Consider the following 24,140-nt stretch of genomic DNA (forward strand, 5'->3'; position numbering starts at 1 on the left):
AGGTGCAGTGTTTTATTTATAATTTTTCTTTAATCGCTTTTATCCAAAAGAAAATCCCAAAAACAGAAGTTACAATTGCAAACATAATTCCGTTTTCACCAAGCCAATGCTCTGTTCCTTCAAATTTTATGGTTAGAGGTGGCATTATTTTTTGAATGTACACATTACTGACGGCATGAAATAGTACTGCTGGCCATAGACTTTTAGATTTAAAAGTGTAATACGTCATAATAAATGAGATAGAAATAATTACGATAAAGAAGGTGATAAATTCTAATAGCACATTATTACTATAGTAAACAAGTAGCGGCCAATGCCAGGCAGCCCAGATAAGCCCACTAAAAACAGATACTCCAGTAAAGGAAAGCACCTTTCTTAATTCATAGATAAAAAAGCCTCTCCAGCCAATTTCTTCTCCTAAGGTTGTGGCTGAAGCTCTAATTACTTCAACAGTACCTAATAGACTAATTGCAATAATCGTTATCGAAGTTGTATTTAAAGTGCCAATTCCAAACAAACCAAGGTCTTTACCCCATTCTGTAATAGCTTCTTTGTTGGCTAGATCTCCAAATCCTAAAGTCCAAATTAGTATGTAAGTAATTATACCATATAAGGCAGGAATAACATAAGACCATCGGATATATTTCCAATTTCCCCAATTCCAATGTAGTGATGAGACTTTACGTCCTTTAGTTTTTAAGGTAATAAATGCAGCTATTGCGGGACACCACATGATAGCTCCAACATATATTCGTGAAGGATATAAATTTACTATGGCATAATGGAAAGGCGAAGTAAGAACAACAACTAATACAAGAAACAAAAATATTGTTTTCCACGCTTCTTTTCGTTCCGAAGATTTTTCCAGCATTATTTTTTAACAATTGGTTTGCTCATCGAAGACGAAACGATTATGAATTTGTTACATTGCGACTAACGGTCTTGTATATGAGCTATGTACGTTGTTACCAAAGGTATTTTCTACAATATTATCAATTCTCTTGATTAATGTAGATTAAACCTTCGTACAAAGCTATTAATGGTACAGAGCGATGGTTTTCCTTGTCAAAATACTTTATATCGACATTTAGAGGTTCTTCCGATTTCTTTGTGATTAATTCATAGAGATAGTCGTGTCTTTTTTTATTCCGCTCGTAACTAGCCTCTCCTTGATTGGCAGTAGCTATATAAAGTTTTTTATTCAATGATATTGATGAAATAGAATCAACTTTGTTTTTCATCATCTCTTCACTCCACCAAATACTTGGGTCTATAGAAATGTAAGCATTGAAAACGCTATTTCTATCCATATAAGAATTTAATGTAAGTAGACCTCCTAAAGAATGTCCAACGAGAGTTCTAGACGGTTCTGTTCTATAATTTTCATCAACATATGGTATTAGCTCTTTCTCAATGAAATTCAAAAAATTCCTTCCATCTCCCATAGTATTTGGTCGTTTCGTCTTAATTTTTGTAACGGTAAAATCTCGTTCACGGTCAATATTTTCTATGGCTAGAATAATACTTTCTGGCATTAAATTGTTTCGGTTTCTATTGGAACTCATAAAATGTACTATTCCAGATGCTGTTTTAAAATGAGTATATCCATCCAATAATATGATAATTGGATATTTTTTCGCCACTTCAATTGAATCATTATATGAATCAGGAATACTTATTAAACAAGTTCTTTCTTCATTTAAAATATTAGATTTAATAATGAACTGACTTCCAGTTATAATATCCGTTTTATTCTGTCCGAACGTCGTTTGTGCTCCGAAAAGAAGAATACATAAAATTACAAATGTAAAAGTTCTCATAGTTTGCTTTATTTGGTAACAACAGAGTAAAGTGAACTGAGTTCATCATATCACAGTTTGATGATTAAGTTTTTCATAGAACCTTTGAAGGTGGTCATAAAGTAAATCTTTGTTTCTCGGGTATTACTAAGTGATTGAGGTATCTGACCTGATCCCAAAAATGAGCAAATACCCGATCATCCAGAATTCGCCGACAGTAGCAGGAATGGTTAGGTATTCAGTGAAAGAAGACTCTATTCCCGAATAATGGAAAAAAGTACTCAGCATATAACCAAAGCCACCGATAATAAGGGTATATCCTAACCAAACAGGCATTCTGCGTGAATGGGTAACGATATATCCCATTGGAATAAGCCATAGTCCAAAAAAGAGACTTCCAACAGCCCAGGCATTACTGATTATGTTGTGAAAAACTGCAATTAACAGGATCTGCTCATCAGTCACCAGAGAAGAAGAAGCAACATTAATCATCGACCCCATAGCTATAGCACTGATCATAATAGCTACTGCATTAACGGTACCCCAGATAGCCAAAGACCAGGCTGCCCATTCATTAATGAGTCTGAATAATTTATAAAACCAAACAGCAGCCAGTACTTGTGATAAAACTATCACTAATTCCAGCAACAGACGGGTTCGGATAATCGATTCATTTTCAATGATATTTTGAAGGGTTGCAGCAGGGTCGCCGGTGATAAACACTTTGGGATGAAAAACAAGAAATCCTAGTACTCCGAAAACCGCTAATGACAAATACCAGATACCCGTAATTCTGGCATTTTTTTTAAGTGACTGATGTGATGAACTCATTATTAATTATTATGATTTTGAATATTTGATTAATTCTTCTACGTATAGAAAATCACCTTGAGACTGAGTCAGTTTAATAAAGTTTTTTACTGACGGAGCATATAACCAAATTTCCTCTTCATCCGCATTATAGCCTCTGGAGTTTGTAGTTTTACCGGTGTATTTGATGGTATATGCCATGAATGTGCCGGCTTCTACCGTTTCCTCCTGATAGGACAAAACTTCCGCATCTTGATTTTGAGCCCCCGTAGTACCATCCTGACTGGTCCAGCTGTTTTCATATTTCCATTTTTTACCTACTTCCAGCGGCCAGTCATACTTAGGTGTTTCGCTTTCATCCACCTTTACAATGTCTACGAGGGGAATGGTGTCATTGCCTATGGTCATGCCCAAACCTTCATTCATTTGTACGATCATTCGTTTGTCGGTGCCATCTGAACGAACTTCGCCTTCAGTCGTTACACCTTTGTATTTCCAGACCCATGTTTCCCCAATTTGATAATCTGCTAATGTTGGTTGTTGAGTTATGCCAGAGTTCGAAGAACCATTACATGCACTAAGGATGATCACGGATAAGAGTGTTAAAAATTGATTTTTCATGTTAGGCATATTTTGAATGTGTTAAGTGTTTTTTATAGTTTTTCATGCACTGCTTTTCGCCAATAAAATAATCCGAAAACAACGGTGACCATCGCGAACATAATACCGTACTCCCCATGCCATATCTCGGTAGTGTCAGTACTAGAAGTCAATGGAGGATAGATCTTTTGAACATAAACGTTACTAACAGCATGGAAAATCACTGCTGGCCAGAGGCTCTTTGATTTGAAGGTGCAATAGGTCATGATAAATGACATGGAGATAATTACGACCAGAAAGGTGGTAAACTCGAGCAGTACATTGTTTCCATAGTAAACAATGACAGGCCAGTGCCAGAGTGCCCAGATAATTCCACTTATTAGGGAGGTTCCAGTAAATGAGCTGACCTTTCTCAATTCATGAACAAAGAATCCTCGCCAACCGATTTCCTCACCGAGTACAGTGGCCATGGATTTGATAACACCTACAGTGGCCAGCAATACCACTCCGATGATCACAGCTATCTCGGCTTTTAATGATCCAATCCCCATTAGGCCAAGATTATTGGCCCATTCAATTATGCTTTCTTCATTGGAAAAGCCTCCAAGTCCAAATAGCCAAATAAGAACATAGGTGACCGTGACATAAAGAAATGGAACGAAATATGAAGTCTTAATGTGCCTCAAGTCTGGCCATCTCCAGTTTAACGAAGTAATGGGTCTTCTAGTCCATTTCAGTGTAACAAAAGTAGCAAGCGCGGGGCACCACATTAGCCCACCGATATAAATACTTGAAGGATATAGTTTGACAATGGCCAGGTGAAATATGGAGCTTAGTGCAATAACCAAAATCAGATATATAGCAATGGATTTATATGCTTTGCTCTTGTTCATTTTAATAATTTTCACCTTGATATTAATGATTTAATCATCGGGGTTTGCCAACCATTCTAAAATAGCCTGATTGGTTTCTTCTGGTTTTTCTTGCCTAAAATCCAATGCCCACAGTCTATATAGACATTTCATACTTTTTACTTTTAGCTTGTTACAATGACCACATTACCTCGCTTATGCCCGAGTTCAACATAATCGTGGGCCTCGGCCATTTTTTCTAATGGGAAGACTCTATCAATTACCGGTTTGACCTTCCCTGCTGCGAGGTAGTTTTTCAATTGTAGAAAAGCACTTCTGGGGGTTTTGGGCACACCGGTATCAATGGATATGTATTTACCATTTACGGATAATGCTTTTTTGCTTTTCTCTTTAAGTAGGGAAGACTTTGAGTTTCCGACTGCGTCTAATACATATTTATAAGTGGATAACTGTTTTTCAGTGCCCTGCAAGGTGTAATCAATCACCCGATCACTACCCAGTGATTTGACCAAGTCAAAATTTTTGCCACTACAAACAGCGGTTACGTTCGCGCCGGCAATTTTGGCTAATTGCACTGCCATGGTTCCAATACTGCCTGAAGCCCCGTAGATTAAGACTTCATCGCCTTTCTGAATGGAGGTTTTGCTCAGTAGATGCATAGCCAGTAAGCCACCATAGGGAGTCGCGGCAGCCTCATTATGACTGATGTTGGTCGGTTTCAGGGCGATATTCCAGTCTTCGGGCAGGCATATATATTCTGCATAAGACCCAAAGCGGTGATTGGTAGGGGACATAGAACCGTAGGCAAATACTTCATCACCAATCTGAAAGGAGGTTACTTTGTCGCTCTTCGCTACCACTACTCCAGATGATACCATCCCCAAAATGGGGTTGCGTGGTTTCCCAAAACCGAAGATGATCTGAAGTATAAATTTTGGAATAAGCGGCTCATCCAATTTTCGAATGAGCATATCGCTGGCGGTGACTGATGTAGCTTTAATTTCTATCAGCACCTCATTGTTTTTTGGGTTTGGCTTTTCAATATCTGCCAGTACCAGGTTTTCAGAACCTCCGTATTTCAAACATTTAATCGCTTTCATATTTTTCTATTTTTATCGAGCCAGTTCAGAATAACCTGCGTAGTCTTTTCAGGTGCTTCTTGTTGTATCCAGTGCCCACAATCTAAACTGGCCACTTCCACATTGGGTACAAATTCTGGTAATCTTTCAGACTTCGGAATCATATCACGATCGCCATAAATCATGAGTGTGGGTTGTTGAATGACTGGATCTACGTCGGCTAAGAGATGCCAATTGCGATCCAGGTTTCTGTACCAGTTTATACTGCTGGTAAACCCTGATGATTGGAAAGAAGAAACGAAAACAGCTAGTTCCTCATCACTTAGGATGGCTTCCCCTTGTGGCTCGTTAGCTTTGGCAAGATTGATCATCATCATTCCGGGTTCTGGCGCAACTTGTGGTACATTCTTTCGGAAAAGATTGCGTAGAAACTGCTCTGTATGATCATCCAGAATAGCATCGGCAACACCCGGTTGTCTGTTGAAGTGAACAAAATAGTTGTCACTCCCTAAGTACTTTTCCATAAGTTCAATCCAGGGTATTTCACCTCTTTCCTGATAAGGCAAAGCCAGGTTTATGATTTTCTGTACCCGTTTCGGATGTAGTTGTGCCAGACTCCAAACAACATTTGCGCCCCAGTCATGACCTACGAAGGTTGCCTCCTCATATCCATAATGATCGAGCAACCCGATAAGATCACCCGTCAGGTGTGTAATGTCATAATCGGTAACTTCAGCCGGACGTGAAGAGTTACCATAACCTCTCTGATTTGGGACGATCACATGATAGCCTGTATTAACTAAAGCAGGAATCTGATGTCGCCAGGTAAAAGCATGTTCAGGCCAACCATGGCAAAGAACAATGGGTTTACCTGCATTTTGCTGACCTGCTTCAAAAACTTCCAGTTCAATGCCATTAACCGGTATCACTGTAGGCTCGGGAAATTCTATGGTTTTTAGTATAGAGTTCATGGCGTTTTTATTTAAGGATCTCCCGTTCGATCATTTCATTTTGTTCTTTGTTTTGAACATGTTTCGAATGTTCAAGAAGTGTGCTTTTTTTAAGCGACGGAAATATCTTAGCTGCCCGTTTTATCATTTTATTTCCGGGAAACAGGATGTCTTTTTCAGCTGCGAAAATGGTTATCGGAGTTGTGATTTCTTTGGCTGCCTTGGCATCTATGACAGGAACCGGGGTAAAGTCCATCTCAAATTCTAAAAAGACTTTGGAAAGAAATTCGATAGCAAACTCATCCCGATCGGTGAACAAGTGGGACAGAAACTTCTCGACATACTTTACTTTTTTAGTTTTCATATATCTTTTCATAGGGATGAAAACTTTGAAAATGGCTTTTAATGGATTTCCATTTACGATATATGCAGGCGCTGACAAGTACACTTCTTTGATCATAGCTTCATCATGTTCCAGTGTTTTAAGAATGATCAATCCTCCAAAAGAGAATCCTGCCATAGTTACTGATTCAATCTTTAGGTCAGCGATGATTTCATTCATCCATTTTCCATAGGATTCATCTTTCATACTCAGGCGCGTATCGGCACTTTTATTGGGTTGAGCCAGTACATCCACCGCATAAACTCGAAAGGTTTTATGCAGATTAGCATAGGTCTCCAGAGCAATAGGGGCACAACCATTCGAACCATGAACAAGTATGATCGGCGGGTTCGCTGGATCTCCCGTAGCTATGATGTTGGTTTTTCCAAAACTGCTTTGTACCGTTAAGTATTCGTATTCAATATTCAGGCTTTCCAGTTTTACATCGTAGAGCTGGAGTATTTCGTCCTTTCCTTTTTTTGATTTAAACATAGTATCAGGTTATCAGTCTTTCTTAGCAGAGTTATTTATTGGGCGTATCCCACAGCTACTCGGTGGTAGATATGCTTTAGAATTTAAACCCGAAGTAAAGGTTTGGCTCAAACCAAAAGACGTTTCCATATTTGTTATCAAACTCTTTAAATCCTGCAGGAGAATTGTTGTCAAACATCCACTGGTTGATATGAACCTGAGGTTCTACGAAAAGTCGTTTTTTCTTCCCAAATGCTGCGTGATAACCCAAATGAACCGAGTTATAAAGCTTAAATCCATTTTTGATTTTTTTACCGTCTAGATCGGTATAGGTTTGAATTTGTGGTAGCACTTCAACAGATGCAAAAAGCCCTTTCCAAAGCATGCGTTGGTATGAGACGCCAATTCCTGTTTCTCTTAAGTATCCATCGTAATATTCAGTCCCAGATTCTATTTTATCCACAACACCCTGCCACCAGGTGATTCCCATGGGTTGGAATAAGCGCCAGGTGGCAAACTTTACACCTATGATGCTCTTATCATCAAGGTTACGTTTTACATGTAATTCTACCATTTGAATACTAGTTCGCTTTCCATAACCATAGGCAATCTCATCTGGAACTAAATAAGGCATACTTACCCGCCACTTATAGGCTACTTCAGTTTCTTTACCCTCCGGTGAGCTAGTTTGAGCAAAAGCACTAATTGAGACAAGCGTAAAAACAATAATAAGTAGGTTTTTCATTGTTCTAAATTTTAAATGATTAAATGAATGATTTGATATTTGTCGATAGATTCAGTCTTAAAAATCCACTTAATCGAATCGACAGATCAATGATCGTAAGAAATAGCAGGTCAAACGTCCTGAAATGAAATCGCGGACGTATTGATGAGATTTTGGACTTTAAGGGTGCTTATGGAGAAAGGGATTAGATCAGTGGCTTTTACCTTGTTGCGAAGGTCCATCTTCGCAATGCTGTCCCGGAAGCTCCGGCTTCTCGTGCAGGAAAGGACTTGGTTGCCTGTCATTGTTTTCCTTGTTCTTTTGTACCGACAAAAGAACCAACCCCGATTGATCGGGGCGACTGCGAAAAAAGAGCTAAGGATGGCTACATTCCGCTAAAAGAAATAAATGCTCCCCGGCCGGGTTTGTCTGTAGATCAAGTGCCATGCGCCCCGAATGCTCGGGGTTTCTTCACGCTTCATTTCGTCATCTTCTTAACGCTCTTTCTTTAGTGCCGAATGGACTTCAATATCAATTGGAATAATTGGTGGGATTAAAATGAGAGCGGAGGTATTTGGTGATTTGATACAATAGGTTATAGTATTCGTCTTTGTCCCCTAACCGGAGCTCTGTTCCCGGATGCTCAGCTGAGGCTATGCTCCCATTACATACTGATTATAAAAGGGGGTAATCCAATTAGAATTAAAACAAGGACGGCTCCCCGTGTCTGAGTTACTGTAAAGGATATTAATGACACCTATCGTCTGACCTTTTTATTTCTGTTCCTTTATTCCCATGATTTTATATCTTCTTCCTATATATATATGAATATCGGGTAGTACTAAAACACCTTCTTTTTTTTGATCGATAATAAATCCATAGCTATTCTGCCATTTCTGAATCTCAGTTCAGATCCTGAAAATGAATACTTCAGCGATGGCATCACCGAAGATATCATTAATGCATTGACCCGGATTCAGGGTTTAAAGGTGACTGCGAGAACTTCTTCGTTTGCGTTCAAAGGGCAGCATATGGATGTGCGTCATATTGGTAATCAGCTGGGTGTGTCTACGGTATTGGAGGGGAGTGTACGTAAGTCAAAGAAGAGAGTCCGGATCTCTGCTCAGCTGATACAAACGACAGATGGATTTCAAATATGGTCGGGTCGCTTTGATCGTGATATTGAGGATATCTTTGAGCTTCAGGATGAGATTAGCTTAGCTATCGCGGAACAGATCAGGGAAAATTTTGGTCACCTGGAAATCGGTGAACGCCTGGTGGCTGTGCCCACTCAGAATATTCAGGCATATAATCTCTATTTAAAGGCGCGATATAATCACTTGCGTTGGGACCGTGAAGGGATCGATAATGCAATGAAGTTTTATCAGCAATGTATAGAGATGGCTCCGGATTTTGCGTGGCCATATTTTGGAGCTGGTTACTGTCATTCAATGTTTGGGTCCTGGACCCCAAATATTGCATCACTTGACATTGCAGCAGATTATATAGATCGGGGATTTGAGGTCGATGATCAGTCATTTCTGGGATACTATAGCAAAGCAACGCTTGAATTTTGGGGGCATTGGAATTACCGGGAAGCCGAAAAACTTTACCTAAGGTCAATGGCCTTAAATCCATCTTATACGGAAGCCGAGGAAGGGTTAGCTGAATTATATACGGCCATTGGTTGGTTCGATGAAGCCATGGATCATACAAAACATATCCTTCAGCTGGATCCACTTTCGCCCAACCATCATTTTACCAAAGCGAACATTCATTATTTGCAGGAAGACTATGAATCGGCCCTTACAAGTATAGAAGCCGCTCTCCGGACCGATCCGAATTTCACGCATGCCATCACCTTGAAGCAACTTAGCCTGATCAAGTTAAAGAATAAGGAAGCCTTGGAGGCCTATTTAGGTTATACGCCATTGGCTCAATCTCCGAAATCATGTAGCATGCTATATACATTGACTCATCAACCTGCCGATCATGGTATCAAGCGTGAGGATATTGATGAGATCGTAGAAGAAGAAGAAGGTTTTTCAATTGTGCCCTGGCCTTTGTTTTTATATGCGCAGTTTGGAGCCAAAGATAAAGCACTGGACCTTCTTCAAAATGCCGTGGCTGGAAAAAGAGGTCAGTTCGCAAACTTCCTAAGCCGCCTATTTCTTGACAAAATTCGAGAAACAGATGGTTATAAAGAGTTGGTCACAAAAACATTCGAACCTTCCCGGTTACCCAACAAACGATCAGTGCAGGAGCTGAGTAATGGAAATGCGCATAAGAATAATGAGGTTGATGCCAGATTATTGATGCAGCCTGAAGAGATCGACATGGCTATAAAAAAACTCGATCAGTTAATGCAACAAGATGAACGTTACCTTGATACGGCATTGACTTTGAGAACCCTGGCTGATGAAGCCGGACTTCATCCAAATAAATTATCATGGATGCTGAACGATCAGGTGGGGGTAAGCTTCAACGACTATGTTAATAATTTCCGGTTAGAGTGTTTTAAGCAGAAGTCGCTGGATCCCGCTAATAAGAATTTCACCTTACTGGGTTTAGCTTTTGAAAGTGGATTTAATTCTAAATCCACTTTCAATGATTACTTCAAAAAGAAAACAGGTATTACCCCACGCAAGTGGTTGAAGAAGCATAAGTAGGTGACTTGATTCTAAGCCTGCAAGGAGTCTTAATCTGCAACAGAATCTTCATTCCGACCTCATTTGTTTTCTCCTTCACAAGGAGAAAGACGCACATAACACATCAGAGACTTACATAGGAATAGTTTTTTAAAAAGCCTGGAAAAAGTCTTTCCTTGAGGAGGAGTCCCGATTTTCGGGAAGAGAGGTCAAAGCTTATGCCTCAGAATAAGTAGTTACCTACTCTCTCATTTTAATTACTTCCTACATTGGTCCCAGCCAAGGGGTTGAAAACGCTGAATTTTCAGTGCAGAGTGGTTTAGTCTTCTCATTCTGTTGCTACCGGCCCTTTCTCTTTTCTAAAAAGTCCGAGATTTCATAAAAAGCGCCGAAAATATCATTCCGCACGATTACTAGATGTTTCCTGCTGATCTTGGCTCTGGAATTAAAAAAGGAATGCACCATGACAAAAATCTTAGTTGCCGGAGCCAGTGGCTATCTCGGCAAACATATACTGGAAGAACTGGATAGCTGGGGGATACCAGTTTTAGCTCTTGTTCGGGCTCCGGAAAAGTTGAAAGGCTTGAATCACCGGAATATGAAGATTATGAAGGCTGAAGCAACCCGGCCTGAAACATTAAAAGGTGTTTGTAAAGGTATCGAGACATTGATATCAACTGTAGGCATCACCCGCCAAAAAGATGGGCTCACATATATGGATGTGGATTACCGGGCAAATTTAAACCTACTAAAGGAAGCAGAACGAGAAGGGGTTAGGAAATTTATATATGTGTCTGTAATAGACGGAGACAAGCTACGCCATCTTAAGGCCACCGAAGCTAAAGAACGATTTGTGGATGCCCTCAAAGTTTCGGGATTAGAATATACCGTCATTCGAACCAGTGGATTTTTTTCAGATCTGCGGGACGTACTCTACATGGCCGAAAAAGGAAGAGTTGTGTTATTCGGGAATGGAGAGTCAAAGCTAAATCCTATCCACGGAGCTGACCTTGCGGAAGTGTGTGTACAAGCAATTGCTCAGAAAGATAAAGAGATAGCGGTAGGCGGACCAGATATCCTTACTCAAAATGAGATAGCAGAAATGGCTTTATACGCGTGGAATAAACCGGCTGATATTGTTCACCTTCCGGGCTGGATGAGGTCATTGATGCTAAATACAGCAAAGATTTTTCTACCTGAGCAAAGATATGGACCGCTTGAATTCTTTCTCACACTTATGGCGCGTGACAGTATTGCAACCCGCTACGGCAATCATCGTTTACAGGATTTTTTCAACCAGGAAGTACAACAAATAAAACAACAATCCAATCTAAAATAATCTTATCAATATGAAATCTTATACATTTATCATTCTAACGGCCGTGGCATTTCTGCTTACTGGCTGTGGAAACGCAGGTATGTTTGTGGCCTCTAATAGTACAGAGGTTCAGCTAAAAGAAAGCAACTATACTATTGTGGCTAAAAATGTGACGGGCACCTCTGAAACAGCGTATTTATTTGGAGCCAGTTATTCATGGGGCGTAGCCACTAATTCTGTAGGCTTAATTCCTCTTGATGGAAATAAAATGTTATATAAAGAAGCTCGTGAATCGCTTTGGGATAACTTCGAGAAACAGGGGGAATCGATAGAAGGGAGAACACTAGCACTTATTAACATTCAATATGACTCCAACACATCGAACTTTATGGTTTATACAAAAGCATCGGTTTCTATTACCGCTGATATCATCGAGTTTGAATAAATTAAATAGATATAGTGCTATGAATGAAAGGTTCCGTTCAATTACGAATGGAACCTTTTTATTTATATAAAGTCATTGATTGAATCAATAAAATGCCTGGCTTATCCGCACTCTTCAATCACTTTTATACCTGTCAGTCTTGTTAACAGAATTAACCGGTTTTAAAAGGTTCGCATGATCCAAAAAAGGGCAGATTTCAAGCAATTTTTGCGAGTCAATTTCGAGCTTAATTCCGTTGCGACCTTTGTTCAAAGTCCTAAGAGATCATTTCATTGAGAACAGAATTCGTAAGTTTGTTACTTCCGGGAAGCAAAAGCTTTCGATTATTAATCGAAGGCTTTTTATTATGGATTTTCGTTAAGCTTCATGCTACTCTTATAGAAGTTTAATTACGTTCTTCTTCTCTTGAGTATCGAGGACAAAAAATGAGAAGAACTATTTAAGTAGCTCCAATAAAATTGAAATTTAAGCATGACACATAGGTTGTTTAAGTTTGTTTTGACAGTAATGCTCTTTTTTATAGGGCAAAGTTTACTTGCTCAAGATTTTCCACGAGATACTTCATACACTTTACAAAGTGCTTATCAGAAGTATGTAAAAGAGTATCCCAATATTGCACTTGTAGATCAGCAATTGGAAGATCAGCTGAAAATTCAAAAAAACATAGTCTACAAGAATACAGGTAATCGAAATCTCCATGTCGATGTTTACCACCCCAAAGAAATAAATGAACTACTGCCCGCTGTTTTGATTGTTCATGGGGGAGGTTGGATCTCTGGAGATAAATCAATGATGAAGCAAATAGCAATGGAGCTCGCTTTTCAAGGATATGTAGCGGTAGCTGTAGAATATAGGCTGAGTCCAGAAGCACAATATCCGGCAGCAATCTATGATGTGAAGTCAGCACTAAAGTGGATGCGTGATCATTCCTCTGACAATCAAATAGATCCCCATAAAATAGCGGTTATGGGGACGTCAGCTGGGGGACAAATAGCAGCTTTAGTAGCAACTACTCAGAACAAAGGTCGGTTCGAGGATCCTGCTGATAGCACGAACACAGCAGCTAAAGTTCAGGCATTGGTAGATATTGATGGAGTGCTGGCTTTTATTCACCCAGTTTCAGAAGAAGGGCGGGTTGCTGGACTTTGGCTGGGCGGAACCCAAATAGAAAAACGTGATACATGGATAGACGCTTCTGCTCTTACCCATGTCAATCGGAATACTCCTCCCACCCTTTTTATTGGTAGTGCTTATCCACGATTCCTGGCTGGTCAGAAAGAAATGTCTGCGCTACTGGATAAACATAATATATACAATCAATCATACAAGCTGGATGCGCCTCATTCTTTCTGGCTTTTTCATCCTTGGTTTGAGCCGACGATGAGTCATGTGGTGAGCTTTTTAAACGATACATTAAAGAGGTAGTAACTCTCGAAAAGTGTTAGTGCCTGTTTGATTTGGTAACCAATCTCCATTCTTCTAGAAAAAAAGTTAAAGTAACTACTTTGATAAGGTTTTTAGACGCCGACACCATCACCTAAATTCCCTTCTCGCCCGTGCTATTCGATAAGTGTAATTTTAAATAGCCAATATTATCAAAGGTTTATCATCATTATTGAATACCAGTTTCATTTGTAATCGGTTTTTTTACATTATTAAGTAATCGGTTAAGTAACTTTGATCGGTTTAAATCATAGTAGAAATAAAAAGTAGTATTTGTATCTGTTGGAGAATGATATGTATAAGGTGAAATTAGTTATTGGGACGTTCTATTTATCGCTGATATTATCTTTGAACGCCGTGGCTCAGGATGCAGCTTCGGCAACTTGGCCATTAACAGATCCGGATAATGGTGGAACGGGATTAAGTGTAATAACAGCAGGTCAGCTTAATGCTGAAGATGAATTATTTAGTAATACTGAGACTAACAATTACTCAGGACCAAATTCGAGTCAGCGGATTCGCATCGAAGGGAATGAGTGGCCTGCAAATCAAACCACAGAAATTGAAGGGGTATATGTTGAATTTAAAACCTCTCCCAAAGAGGGTTCCTCATTGAGGGTGGATTCCGTTTCTTTTGGTATTGCCGGAGTTAGTATCAATACAATGAAAGCGAATGTGTACTACTCTACCAATCCTGCTTTTACCGACAAAACTCAAATTCAATACGAAACTGCAGATGAATCTGGAAATAACTATTTGCAGCGCGATAGTCTATTGTATGTAACAGCAACTCCAGGAGTTGAAGTGGGATCTGATGAATCATTTTTTATCCGTATTTATCCCTGGGTAGATAACGATCCAAGTATTCGAACTGGCAAATATCTTGCTCTGCAGGATGTAATTATTAGTGGAGAAACCCAAAGTATTCCAGTTGAAGCAGTAGTCGAGTGGCCCCTTGATGAAAGTGAGGATGCTGTTATATCAGGAGCGCTCACAGCAACCAGTCAGGCTTACAGCGATGCAATGCAGCTATATAATTTTAAAGAAATTACAAAAGCGGATGGCGGAACTGCATTTGCCTCTACTGTACAGACGAAAAGCCAGAGCTGGATTGGCTCGGATTCCCCGGTTGACAGTCTATATATACAATATTCTGTGGCTCCCAAATTTGGTGCTACTTTTTATTCTGATGAGTTTGCGATTTCAATGGGTGCATGGTATTCACAAAACCTGAGGGCTACAGTATATTATTCAAAAGATCCCACCTTTCAGGAGAAGAAGGTACTTATACCAGATACATCACTATTTGTTGACGATGGTGATAATGGTGGAGCAGCTCTGCTGGAAGCAACTTTAGAAGATACAGTAGAGACTAATGAAGAGCTTTATATAAGAGTGTATCCCTATAACACTGAAAGTGAGGGTTGGGCAAAGTTAGTTGTCATTGACAGTGTTTCAATTTCAGGTTCTACGGTTGGCGCAACATCAGAACCTCCTTCTGTGGCCACTTATAACGTAGAAAGTATTTCAACAACTTTTGCTTATAGTGGAGGAAATATAACTACGGACGGTGGTTCGGAAGTCACTTCACGTGGTGTAGTTTGGAGTACCTCGAGTGAACCAACCACACCTGATGAAAGGACAACAGATGGAACGGGGTCTGGAAGTTTTAGCAGTCGTTTGATAGGACTCAATTCCGGAACAACTTATTTCTTGCGTGCTTATGCAACTAATGAGGCGGGGACTTCATATGGCCGTGAAATTCAATTTACAACCTTAGATTCTAAATCAGCCCCTGAAGTTACATCAGCTCCGGTTACTGATATCTTAGTGGAGTCAGCAAAAAGTGGGGGAGAAGTGACCTCATGGGGTGGAGACTCCGTAACAGTACGAGGTATTGTGTGGAATACGGAAGGAGAACCTACCACCGATGATTTTAAAACTGAAGACGGCAGCGGTTTAGGGTCGTTCGTAAGTGGAATGTACCCTCTTGATCAAGATACCCGCTACTATGTCAGGGCTTATGCAACCAATAGTATTGGTACAGGATATGGAAGGGAAATGATATTCAAAACGCAAACACCTCAACCAGATGTGGATAAAGTTGTTGCAAGCGATGGTAGTGGAGACTACACAACTGTCCAAGCCGCGTTTGATGATGTGCCAGATAATTATACAGGTATATACACCATCTTTGTGAAAAAGGGTGAGTATTATGAAAAACTCGTACTCGAAGAAGGCAAAGTAAATGTGCAACTGATTGGAGAAGACAGAGACGACACTATTATTTGGTATGATGACTATGCAAATATTGCTGGAGGTACTAGTCGGTCTTACAGCGTCGCCATTAATGCAGATGATTTTCTGGCAAAAAATATTACGTTCCAAAATGTGATTAAGAATGATAAAACAGAACCAAACCAGCAAGCCGTTGCTTTGGTTACCAATGGAGACCGGCAGGCATTCTACAACGTAAATGTTTTAGGATTCCAGGACACATATTATGCCCGTGGTTCCAATGGAACAGGCCGGGTTTACTTCAAGAATAGTTATATAGAAGGATCGGTTGATTTTATTTTTGGGAGAAATATTGTGGTCTTTGATAGCTCACAAATTCATATTAACAGGAATGGAGGCACGCTTACAGCCGCTGCAACAGAACCTGAATCAAAGTTTGGGTTTGTGTTCATCGATAATATCATCTCTGCAGATTCCATAGGCTTTAACGGAGAACCGATTACAAGCTTTCACCTTGGCCGACCATGGCAAGAATCTCCAAGAACAGTATTCTTGAACACCTACTATCCAGAATCCCTAAATCCAGAAGGGTGGCTATCGTGGAACGTAGAGCCAGGCCTATATGGAGAATACAATTGCTCAGGACCTGGCTGTGTAAACTTTGAAAGCAGGGTTGATTTTGCCACTCAGTTGTCTGATCAGGAAGCCGCTGAATACACGCTGGAAAATATTTTTTCGAAAGAAAGTAACCCCAACTTTGGCCGGGACTGGATGCCTACTCCTGAATTAACCGCTGTGAGTGTGAATAGGCCTTCAAAAGATATTCCGGATAATTTCGAACTACATCAAAATTATCCCAACCCATTCAACCCTTCCACCAATATTGCATATTCACTTCCTAAATCTACGCATGTGAAAATGAGTGTATATAATATGTTAGGGAAAAGGGTTGGTACACTGGTTAATCGCAACCAGAAGGCGGGTCAGTACCTTGTTAACTTCGATGCATCTAATCTAGCAAGTGGTGTCTACCTATATCGGCTAGAGACTGCAGGCTTTGCTCAAACCAACAAGATGATTTTGATTAAATAAGGCATTGTTCAGAACCCTTAGTTTTAACTGCTCAGATGGCTAGTATACTCGCTGTTGGAATTGAAAAGGACAACAGAAGTAAGGTTCAAGAAAAAGGTATAAACCCTTCTAGAATTAGGGGGCCAGTCAGCTTGCATAAATCTTTCTTTGCCTGAATAAAAAATTTGAACCAGAAATGCGCACATAAAGGGGGAGCGGAAGCGGTTTCAATTCATTTTTAAATAACCGGTTAAGTTCCCTTATAAGTAATTTAAGGCAGGTCTTATTTTCATTAAGATGTTATTAACAAAGAGGTTAATGAATGTGGTTGTAGTGTGTTCATAACTCCTATCTATCAGCGGTAATTAGAATCTTGACTTTTCCTGAGTTTAGGTTAAATTCTAATAGGTTACTTAACCGATAACTTAAAATAATGCCAGCTGGATTTTAGCTTTGAAATTAGTCGCCGTTTTTGCATCAACGAATACACTTAAGGTGCGATTTAATATGGGGGGCTAAGCACGAAAAAGTATGATTCAGTAATTCTGAACCATATTTCATGATTTAAAATATTCGATATGGAGTCACTTAGGAATAAAGGCTTATCTCACTATTTGAAGTTTATGCGGTATAACAAATGAACAAGTTTATAAAAACATCAAATCTAATAATCATAGTAAAACAGGAGTAGTAATGAAACGGACATCTACTATAATTTTAACGACACTTTTGGTAGCGCTTTTTGCGACTACGGGAGTCATGGCACAAGAGAACGGGGATTTTCGTTCTACTGCTGATGGCGACTGGAGTACAACAGCTACCTGGCAAACTTATAATGGGACCACCTGGGAAGCAGCAACCGCAGCACCAGATGGATCTGAAAATATAACCATACTTGATGGTGACTCTGTTAATGTTGCTTCGGGCACAGTAACAATTACTGGCCAAGTTACTGTTGAAGGGACGATAGCACCACCACTAACAGGAGGTGAACTTACTGCAGACGGTGGTACACTGGTATTTGCTGATGGAGGTATGTATCAGCACGACCGAGACGAGGGTGCTATTCCCGTAGCCACCTGGGAAGCAGGTTCTACAGCCATGTTTACAGGTTTAGTAACAGGTGAACCGGATGAGATGGACCAGAATTTTCACCATGTGGTTTATAACAATGCTGCACAGCTAGAAAACATCAGTTTTGGCTGGGATGATTATACTCTTAATGGTGATCTCACTGTACTGAACTCAAACGGCAAACAATTTCGACTTTCCTCTGCTGGTGATGAAGGAGATCCTGCTCGCAGTATTACAATTATGGGTAATGTGGTTGTAGATGGCGAAAATGCAGAATTTACTTCAACCGGTTCAGGAGATATATTTAATTATAACATAGAAGTCATGGGTGACATCGAAGTCATCAATGGAGGCTTTTTATCTACAAGCCGGGGTAGTGGTGGAGCTGCTGTTTGGACTCTACATGGCGACTTTACCGTTACAGATGCCAGGATTGGTGAATCAAATATTGAAAAGCATGGACAGAAGAGAAGTTTTGTATTTGCAGGAACCAACCAAACAATTTCTGCTTCTAACGTAGAAACGGAGAGCGAGCTTTATTACGAAATTAATGCTTCCTCTAATGTAACACTAGCAGCAGGCAGCGTATTTCCTATTGATTCTCTGACAGTGGATGGAACTTTGTCTCTCGATGGAGAGCTTGAAGCAGGTGGCCCGGTTGTTCTTAACGGAGGAACAATGACTGTATCAGATGGTGGTACTTATAATCATGCACATGACGCTGGGGAAATCCCAACGGCAACATGGGCTGATGGTTCTACTGTTTTGTTAACAGGTATTGAAACCAACGATCCAGACAATGGCGATCAGGATTTCTTTAACTATACCTGGAATAATGCCGGTCAGATTGAAAACATTAATATAGGATGGGACGACTATACCCTAAGAGGTAATATGACGGTTCTTAACACAGCCGGAAATCAGTTCCGATTATCCTCAGCTGGTGATGAAGGTGATCCTGCACGCAGTATCACAATTATGGGTGATGTTGTAGTAGATGGAGAAACATCCGAATTTACAGCAACCGGATCAGGAGATGTATTTGACTATGATGTTAAAGTTATGGGCGATATCTCTATTGTAAACGGCGGTTTCCTATCTGTTAGCCGTGGTAGTGGTGGTAGAGCCGTATGGACACTGTATGGCGATATGACCATTAATGGTGGTGAAATTGGTGACTCTGATATCGATAAACACGGCCAAACCCGTAGTTTTGTTTTTGCAGCAGATACTGCAAGCGATGGAGTTCCGGGACAGACTATTACAGCTAATAATGTGAGCTATGACTCTGAAGTATATTTTGAAATAGCAGACTCTTCAGGAGTGCTACTGGCTTCAGGATCTGATTTTGCATACGAAGGTGTATTCACCAACTATGGTGTATTTGATGTAGATGGTGATGCAACGCTTACATTTACAGGAGAATCTACGTACGACCACGCTAGAGATGGTGGAGACTTTCCAACGGCTACATGGGCTGAAGGCTCAACAGCCTTGGTAAGTGGCACCGTAATATCTGCTCCTGGAAATGGTAATCAGGACTTTCATAACCTCGTCATTAACGCTCCTGGTAATCTTGAAAACAATGACCTTGGAATGAGAGATAACACTGTCGGAGGTAATATTGATGTAATCAGTACGGGTAATGCCCGCTTCTATCTTTCCAATCCTAGTACTTTTGATACACTCAGCATAACTATAATGGGTGATATCAATATGGGAGCGGATGCAGATGCGTTCGCATCTAATGGTACAGGTAGTGCATCAGAAATTAACATCCATCATTATGGAAACATAACGGTAGATGGAGGTAACTTTTCGATATCTCGTGGTTCAGGCCCGATAGTAAATTGGTACCTTTATGAAGGTGATCTCACTTTAAATGCCGGTGAGACTCAAACTTCAAATGCCAGGGCTGGCAACGCATTTATCTTTGCAGGTGAAGAGGTAGTCCAACATTTAGATGTGTCTGCTGATTTTGAAATTTCGCATTTGCCCATTTTAGTTCAGGAAGGTGCATATTTGGATATGGGCAACAGTAATTTGTCCGAAAGTGGTGAACACTTCACCTTAGAAGCGGGAGGCACGCTTGCTAGTTCTGACTCTGCAGCCTTCTCTTCAGCGGGGGGAGGAAACCTTGAGTTAGGAGGTTCCGGAGATACTATCCTTTCCCTAAGTTCCGAAGCAAATTATGTAATCAATGCTACTGAAGCTCAGTGGACAGGTTTTGCCCTTCCGCTACAGGTAGCTTCTTTAACTATTGATAACGAAGCAGGAGTAACTCAATCCAGAGGAGTAACGATTAATGAATCCCTAAACCTTAATGCAGGTGTGTTTGATAACACAATTGGATTTAATCTAGGTGAAGATGCAGTCGTAAACTTTGATGGTGGTAGCTTGCTATTTGCGCTAGGTGCTCCAAGAATTGGAACATTTGCACTTACTTCTCCTGAAGATGGTTTTGCATTAGATCTTACAGGTGATGTAACAACCGAAGTAGAAATAAGTTGGGAAACACCAAGTGGTCCAGATTCAACTACCTATACATGGCATGCTGATACTGTTGGCGGAGATTTCTCTGACCCATTAGTAAGCCTTGCTTCGGACGACGAAGGATCTGCTACTACACTGACTCTAACTTATCAGGAAATAGACGATGTTGTAGCTGATTTAGGAGTTGAAGTAGGAAGCAGTATCGACCTTATTTGGACAGTAACAGCTCAAGCTGGTGAAACAGTTAAGTTTGCAGATGAATCCTTTGATCTAAGTATCGCACGAAACATTGGTGTTTCAAACGAAGCGGAAGATCAATTACCAACTGAATTTGCACTAAGCCAAAACTACCCGAATCCGTTTAACCCTACGACTACCATCAACTACGATGTGCCAGAAGCCGCAGATGTACAACTACAAGTGTATGACATCACAGGCCGTAAGGTTGCAGAGCTAGTTAACACACGTAAGTCAGCGGGTAGTCACTCAGTTGACTGGAATGCTGATAACTTCGCAACAGGTATTTATATCTATCGCCTGACTGCAGGAGACTTCTCAGCAGTTCGAAAACTCACACTTATTAAGTAAGAGTTAGACACAAAATTAGAGCTAAGGAATTAGCTTAAATTTAATACACCATTCTGGTTTCCTTTCCTAAGTGAAAAGGAGCCAGAATGAGTGTATTTTTTTTTGCTTTAATAATTTTCCAAGAGAGCGATTAACAGCCTATAATAAATCAAAAGGGCAGGGGATATAAGTTTTTTGCAGGATACTTGTCAAAAATGAGGATTTACTTAATCGGTAACTTAATCCTCCAATTTGTATATATTGAACCTTTCCGAACCAAAAAAATCAGTGTTTTATGAAAGAACTAACCACACTTGAAGAATACATTATTCGAGCTCAAAACAAATTCCCAGGAGCAACGGGAGAACTATCACAGTTATTGAGAGATATTGGCCTTGCCGCAAAAATTATTTCACGGGAAGTGAATAAGGCAGGGATCACTAATATCCTTGGATACGAGAAATCGGAAAATGTACATGGTGAAAGTCAAAAGAAGCTGGACCTTTTTGCCAATGAGCAGCTCATTTCCGCTCTAAGCCGTTCAAATATTACATGCATGGTTATTTCGGAAGAAAATGAAGGAATTGTACGTCTAAGCGGAGAGTCTGGTAAGTATATTGTGTATATGGATCCGCTGGATGGTTCTTCTAATATAGATGTAAGTGTATCTATCGGCAGTATTTTTTCGATTTATATGCGACCGGACGGCGATAAAGCGCTTACCGAGGAGGATGCCCTTCAAACCGGAGAAAAGCAGGTAGCAGCGGGCTATGTTCTATATGGTTCAAGCACTGTAATGGGATACACAACTGGGCTGGGTGTTCGACTATTTACACTCGATCCAAGCATTGGTGAATTTATTTTAAGCAGTGAGGATGTGAAAATACCCGAGTATGGAAATATCTATAGTGCTGATGAGGGAAGCTATAACTTCTGGGAGCTTGGGCTGAAGAAGTACGTGAAACATTGCCAGGTGATTGATCCCAAAACAGATCGTCCTTTTAAAGCCCGGTACATAGGTTGCATGGCAGCAGATGTTCACCGGACGCTTTTACAAGGAGGCATCTTTATGTACCCTGATAGCTCGAAGTATCCGAATGGTAAGCTTCGTTTGATGTATGAATGTAATCCCTTGAGTTTTATCATTGAACAAGCTGGCGGGCTTGCTACGGACGGAAAGAAAAGGATCATGGAAATAAAGCCAAGTTCACTCCACGAATGCACACCTATCTACATTGGTTCGCGCAAAAACGTGGAGAAACTGAAGGAGTTTATATCAGAGTCTGATGAAACCCCAGCGGGCTAATCATTTTAGTTCAAACCAAATAGTTCTGGTAACCATAAACTGATTTGTGGGAAGTAAGTAATAATCATAAGCGCTACAATCATAGCTATAAAAAGCGGTAGTAGTGGCTTAATGACTTTGACAATGGTTGTCTTGGCAACTCCAACTCCTACAAACAATATAGTACCAACTGGCGGTGTACAAAGCCCAATCGATAGGTTCAGAATCATAATTATTCCGAAGTGAATCGGGTCAATCCCCAGGTCTACAACAATGGGGAGGAAAATTGGGGTGAAAATGAGTACGGCCGGAGTCATATCCATGAAGGTTCCTACAAAAAGCAGGATAACGTTAATCATTAGCAGGATAACTATTTTGTTATCACTGAGTGAAAGTAAAGCCTCTGTCACTGTTTGCGGTATTTCTTCGAACGACATTACCCAAGACATGGCAATAGAAGTAGCAATCAAAAGCATTACGATAGATGTTGTTTTAACTGCCTCAAGGAACACTTCGGGCAGCTCATCTACTTTTAGTTCTTTATAGATGAAGCCCAAAACCAACGTATAAATTACGGCGATTGCTGAAGCCTCTGTAGCTGTAAATATTCCGGCAATTATTCCTCCAATCACAATAACTAGTAAAAGTAGTGACGGAAGTGCTCTAACAAAGCTTTTAGATATTTCAGAAATTGAGGTTCGTTCTCCAACCGGGAAGTTCTTCTTCTTTGCCCAAACGGCGGCAACAACCATCAGGGTAAGTCCTGTAAGTATTCCGGGTAAATAACCAGCCAGAAACAGTGCGGCAATAGAAACACCGCCACTAGCCAGTGAATAAATGATCAAAATGTTGGAAGGAGGAATGAGTAACCCGGTAGTAGAAGAAGTAATGTTTACAGCTGCTCCAAATTCTTTAGTATATCCTTCTTCCTCCATGCGTGGCCCTAAAATAGAACCAATAGCTGATGCAGCAGCTACGGCAGAACCTGCAATAGCACCAAATAGCATCGCCGCAACCACGTTTACGTGAGCAAGCCCGCCGGGAAGGGATCCCATCAAGTCTTTAGCTAATTTTATAAGCCGATGAGCCAAGCCTCCTTTGTTAATCAACTGACCCGCCAGTATGAAAAAGGGAATGGCGAGCAAGGTAAAACTATCTAAACCCGTACCCATTCGCTGGGCAAGAGTGGTGAAAGCGGGAATGGCGTCAATACCAACGAATAGGGTTAATAATCCAGATAAACCAATACTCCAGGCGATAGGTACACCAATTCCGAGGAAAACTAAAAAACTAAAAACGAGAATCAATACTTCTGTTAAAACCATAGGTCGCCTTAATTAAGAGGGATTATTTTGAGAGGAGAGATCAGTATTCTCAGGATCCGCAGTTTCTGGGGGAGTGAAATCAGGATTTTCAGGATCCATTATTATGATATCACGAATTTTGAAAAACACAATCATAGCACCACTAATGGGGATGATGGTGTACACATAGGCTAAAGGAATCTGCATTGCCGCTGATGTTTGTCCCAGCGTATAAGTGATATAGACCAACCTTGAGCCTCCAATAACCATGGTGGTTAAGGCAAATAAAACAATCAGCAGATTGATGAGTATAGCCAGCCTGTATTTGGAACGGCCTTCCAGGCTGCTTGGAAATAGGTCAATAGAGAGATGTAGCCTTTTGCCAGAAGTGTATGCTGCACCAAGTGTACCAATCCAGATAAGAAGATATCTAGCCAGCTCATCTGTGAAGGAACTTGGAGTCGCCAAAACATAGCGTGTTAATACCTGCCAACAGACACTTATTAGCATAAGTGCCATCAGTGTGGCGAGGAAATATTCGAGGTACTTGTTGAATTTTTTCATAAT

19 protein-coding genes are annotated in these 24,140 nt (G+C 40.4%); 8 read left to right on the top strand and 11 right to left on the bottom strand.

The genetic code is table 11. The annotated features are described in order from the left end of the window. Positions 1–16: 16 nt before the first annotated feature. From CL667_13535 to CL667_13575, 9 genes are all read right to left on the bottom strand, one after another. The gene (locus tag CL667_13535; GenBank protein ID MAL18719.1) at positions 17–871 is read right to left on the bottom strand and encodes a CPBP family intramembrane metalloprotease; all 855 of its coding nucleotides are present in this window, start codon (positions 869–871) and stop codon (positions 17–19) included. A gap of 121 nt (positions 872–992) precedes the next feature. Beyond that, a complete protein-coding gene (locus CL667_13540) occupies positions 993–1,820 on the bottom strand; it encodes an esterase (GenBank protein ID MAL18720.1) in 828 nt (275 codons plus the stop codon). A 126-nt stretch (positions 1,821–1,946) separates the two neighbouring features. Beyond that, positions 1,947–2,630 carry a hypothetical protein gene (locus CL667_13545; GenBank protein ID MAL18721.1) on the bottom strand — a complete coding sequence of 228 codons (684 nt, stop codon included), beginning with the start codon at positions 2,628–2,630 and terminating at the stop codon, positions 1,947–1,949. Between the two features lie 9 nt (positions 2,631–2,639). Continuing rightward, positions 2,640–3,230, bottom strand: a complete 591-nt coding sequence (locus tag CL667_13550) for a hypothetical protein (protein MAL18722.1) — start codon at positions 3,228–3,230, stop codon at positions 2,640–2,642. 32 nt (positions 3,231–3,262) lie between these two features. Then, positions 3,263–4,102 carry a CPBP family intramembrane metalloprotease gene (locus CL667_13555; protein MAL18723.1) on the bottom strand — a complete coding sequence of 280 codons (840 nt, stop codon included), beginning with the start codon at positions 4,100–4,102 and terminating at the stop codon, positions 3,263–3,265. A 143-nt stretch (positions 4,103–4,245) separates the two neighbouring features. Continuing rightward, positions 4,246–5,181 carry an alcohol dehydrogenase gene (locus tag CL667_13560; GenBank protein ID MAL18724.1) on the bottom strand — a complete coding sequence of 312 codons (936 nt, stop codon included), beginning with the start codon at positions 5,179–5,181 and terminating at the stop codon, positions 4,246–4,248. Further along, positions 5,178–6,131 (bottom strand): alpha/beta hydrolase, encoded by a 954-nt coding sequence (locus CL667_13565; GenBank protein ID MAL18725.1) that lies wholly within the window; start codon positions 6,129–6,131, stop codon positions 5,178–5,180. Before CL667_13565 ends, CL667_13560 begins: the two co-directional genes overlap by 4 nt. 7 nt (positions 6,132–6,138) lie before the next feature. After that, complete coding sequence (locus CL667_13570) at positions 6,139–6,984, bottom strand: alpha/beta hydrolase (protein ID MAL18726.1); 846 nt, start codon at positions 6,982–6,984, stop codon at positions 6,139–6,141. Between the two features lie 76 nt (positions 6,985–7,060). After that, positions 7,061–7,708 (bottom strand): hypothetical protein, encoded by a 648-nt coding sequence (locus CL667_13575; GenBank protein ID MAL18727.1) that lies wholly within the window; start codon positions 7,706–7,708, stop codon positions 7,061–7,063. Positions 7,709–7,852: 144 nt separating this feature from the next. Here CL667_13575 and CL667_13580 point away from each other — a divergent pair, with 144 nt between their 5' ends. From CL667_13580 to CL667_13615, 8 genes are all read left to right on the top strand, one after another. Next, positions 7,853–8,086 carry a hypothetical protein gene (locus CL667_13580; protein MAL18728.1) on the top strand — a complete coding sequence of 78 codons (234 nt, stop codon included), beginning with the start codon at positions 7,853–7,855 and terminating at the stop codon, positions 8,084–8,086. A 464-nt stretch (positions 8,087–8,550) separates the two neighbouring features. Continuing rightward, the gene (locus tag CL667_13585) at positions 8,551–10,356 is read left to right on the top strand and encodes an AraC family transcriptional regulator (GenBank protein ID MAL18729.1); all 1,806 of its coding nucleotides are present in this window, start codon (positions 8,551–8,553) and stop codon (positions 10,354–10,356) included. A gap of 442 nt (positions 10,357–10,798) precedes the next feature. Continuing rightward, entirely contained in the window at positions 10,799–11,674 is an 876-nt protein-coding gene (locus CL667_13590; protein ID MAL18730.1) for an NAD-dependent dehydratase, read from the top strand. 10 nt (positions 11,675–11,684) lie between these two features. Next, the gene (locus CL667_13595) at positions 11,685–12,098 is read left to right on the top strand and encodes a hypothetical protein (GenBank protein MAL18731.1); all 414 of its coding nucleotides are present in this window, start codon (positions 11,685–11,687) and stop codon (positions 12,096–12,098) included. A 507-nt stretch (positions 12,099–12,605) separates the two neighbouring features. Next, complete coding sequence (locus tag CL667_13600; GenBank protein ID MAL18732.1) at positions 12,606–13,523, top strand: esterase; 918 nt, start codon at positions 12,606–12,608, stop codon at positions 13,521–13,523. 312 nt (positions 13,524–13,835) lie between these two features. Next, complete coding sequence (locus CL667_13605) at positions 13,836–16,871, top strand: hypothetical protein (GenBank protein ID MAL18733.1); 3,036 nt, start codon at positions 13,836–13,838, stop codon at positions 16,869–16,871. A 672-nt stretch (positions 16,872–17,543) separates the two neighbouring features. After that, entirely contained in the window at positions 17,544–21,005 is a 3,462-nt protein-coding gene (locus CL667_13610; protein MAL18734.1) for a hypothetical protein, read from the top strand. A 274-nt stretch (positions 21,006–21,279) separates the two neighbouring features. Beyond that, on the top strand, positions 21,280–22,290 hold the full coding sequence (locus tag CL667_13615) for a class 1 fructose-bisphosphatase (GenBank protein MAL18735.1): 1,011 nt from the start codon (positions 21,280–21,282) through the stop codon (positions 22,288–22,290). A 5-nt stretch (positions 22,291–22,295) separates the two neighbouring features. Here the strand turns inward: CL667_13615 and CL667_13620 are convergent, their stop codons facing one another. Together CL667_13620 and CL667_13625 are read right to left on the bottom strand one after the other, a co-directional pair. Continuing rightward, positions 22,296–23,594: a hypothetical protein gene (locus CL667_13620; GenBank protein MAL18736.1), complete on the bottom strand. Its 1,299-nt coding sequence runs from the start codon at positions 23,592–23,594 to the stop codon at positions 22,296–22,298. Between the two features lie 12 nt (positions 23,595–23,606). Continuing rightward, entirely contained in the window at positions 23,607–24,137 is a 531-nt protein-coding gene (locus CL667_13625; protein MAL18737.1) for a TRAP transporter permease DctQ, read from the bottom strand. Positions 24,138–24,140 lie beyond the last annotated feature (3 nt).

Origin of the sequence: Balneola sp. (assembly GCA_002694685.1) — a bacterium.
Classification (GTDB): domain Bacteria; phylum Bacteroidota; class Rhodothermia; order Balneolales; family Balneolaceae; genus Gracilimonas.